Genomic DNA, 1,510 nt, shown 5'->3' with positions numbered 1-1,510 from the left:
CTGGCTCAAGGCCGATGCCGAGCGACAGCGGGGGGAATTCGTGCTGATCGTCGCCGGCGCCCAGCCGGGGGCAAGGGCCGAAACCTCGAACGCCCGGCAGGTCCTGGCGACCCTTCTGGAGGAGCTGCCGGCCAGTCAGGCGGCGCGTCTCGCCGCCAAACTCACCGGCCGCAAACGGTCAGCGCTCTACGCGCTGGCCCTGGACCTCAAACCGGAGACTGGCAATCAGCCATAGGTCAGCCGCATGGCATCCAGGCACAAGGCCAGCAGCGGTTGCGGCAGCAGGCCCAGCAGCAAGACGCCAAGCCCGTTGACGGACAGCAGCAAACGGGCGTCACCCGGGGTGGCGACCACGGGCTCATGGCTGTGTGGCGTGTCGAAGTACATCAGCTTGACCACACGCAGGTAGTAGTAGGCCCCCACCAGGGAGAACAGGACCGCAACCACGGCGAGCCAGATCCAGCCTGCCCCCACAAGGGCCTGCAGCACAGTCAGCTTGGCATAGAAGCCCACGAAGGGCGGCAGCCCCGCCATGGACAGCATGAGGATGGCCATCAGCGCAGCCAGCCAAGGGGCGCGACGGTTGAGCCCTTTGTAGTCGTCGAGGGCATCGGCCTCGAAGCCCGCGCGCGCCAGGTGCAGGATCAGGCCGAAGGCGCCCAGGCTCATGATCACATAGGTGACGACATAGTACAGGGCGGCGCTGTAGCCGTTCACCTCGCCCGTCAGGACCCCGAGCAGCAGGAAGCCCATGTGGGCGATGGTCGAGTAGGCCAGCATGCGTTTGATGTTGGTCTGCATGATCGCCGCCAAGTTGCCGATGGCAAGCGACAACACCGCCATTACCGCCAGCATCTGCTGCCAGTCGCCGTGCGCCGGCTGCAGCCCGTCGGCGAGTAGCCGCATGACGAAGGCAAAGGCCGCCAGTTTCGGCGCTGAGCCGATGAACAAGGTCACCGCCGTGGGCGCCCCGTGGTAGATGTCGGGCACCCACATGTGAAAGGGGGCGGCCCCCAGCTTGAAGCCCAGCCCGGCCACCACGAAGACCAGCCCGAAGGCCAACACCACGGGGTTGTCCACACCGCCAGCCAGCGTCGCGGCCATCTTGTTGAGCGCTAGCGTGCCCGTGAGCCCATAGAGCATGGACATGCCATAGAGCAGCAGGCCGGAGGCCAGCGCCCCGAGCACGAAGTACTTCATCGCCGCCTCGACCGCCACGGCGTCGTCACGCCGGATCGCCACCATGGCGTAGAGCGCGAGCGACAGCAGCTCCAGCCCCAGGTAGAGGGCGAGCAGGTGGCTCGCCGAGATCATCACCATCATCCCCAACACGGCGAAGAGCAGCAGGGCGAAGTACTCCCCGCGCATCAAGGCCCGGTCGGCCAGGTACTGGCGGGAATAGATCGCGGCGGCGATGCCGGCGAGATAGGTCATCAGCTTCAACAGGTCGGCCAGGGCGTCGTCGACGAACATGCCGCTGAAGGTGGTCGCCGAGACGCCGTTGGCGGTG

2 protein-coding genes are annotated in these 1,510 nt (G+C 66.6%); one reads left to right on the top strand and one right to left on the bottom strand.

Going from position 1 to position 1,510, the window contains the following annotated elements; all coding sequences use genetic code 11:
• On the top strand, positions 1–235 hold a 235-nt coding region (locus ACK4FK_RS18780), incomplete at its 5' end, for a hypothetical protein (protein WP_409747241.1).
• Here ACK4FK_RS18780 and nuoN read toward each other — a convergent pair.
• The coding region (gene nuoN / locus ACK4FK_RS18775; RefSeq protein ID WP_409747238.1) for an NADH-quinone oxidoreductase subunit NuoN at positions 226–1,510 on the bottom strand (1,285 nt) is incomplete at its 5' end. The two genes, ACK4FK_RS18780 and nuoN, sit on opposite strands and share 10 nt — an antisense overlap.

Origin of the sequence: Ferrovibrio sp. (genome assembly GCF_046297895.1) — a bacterium.
Lineage (GTDB): Bacteria > Pseudomonadota > Alphaproteobacteria > Ferrovibrionales > Ferrovibrionaceae > Ferrovibrio.
Note: the sequence above shows the minus strand (reverse complement) of the source record. Positions and strands in the feature narration are given on the sequence as shown.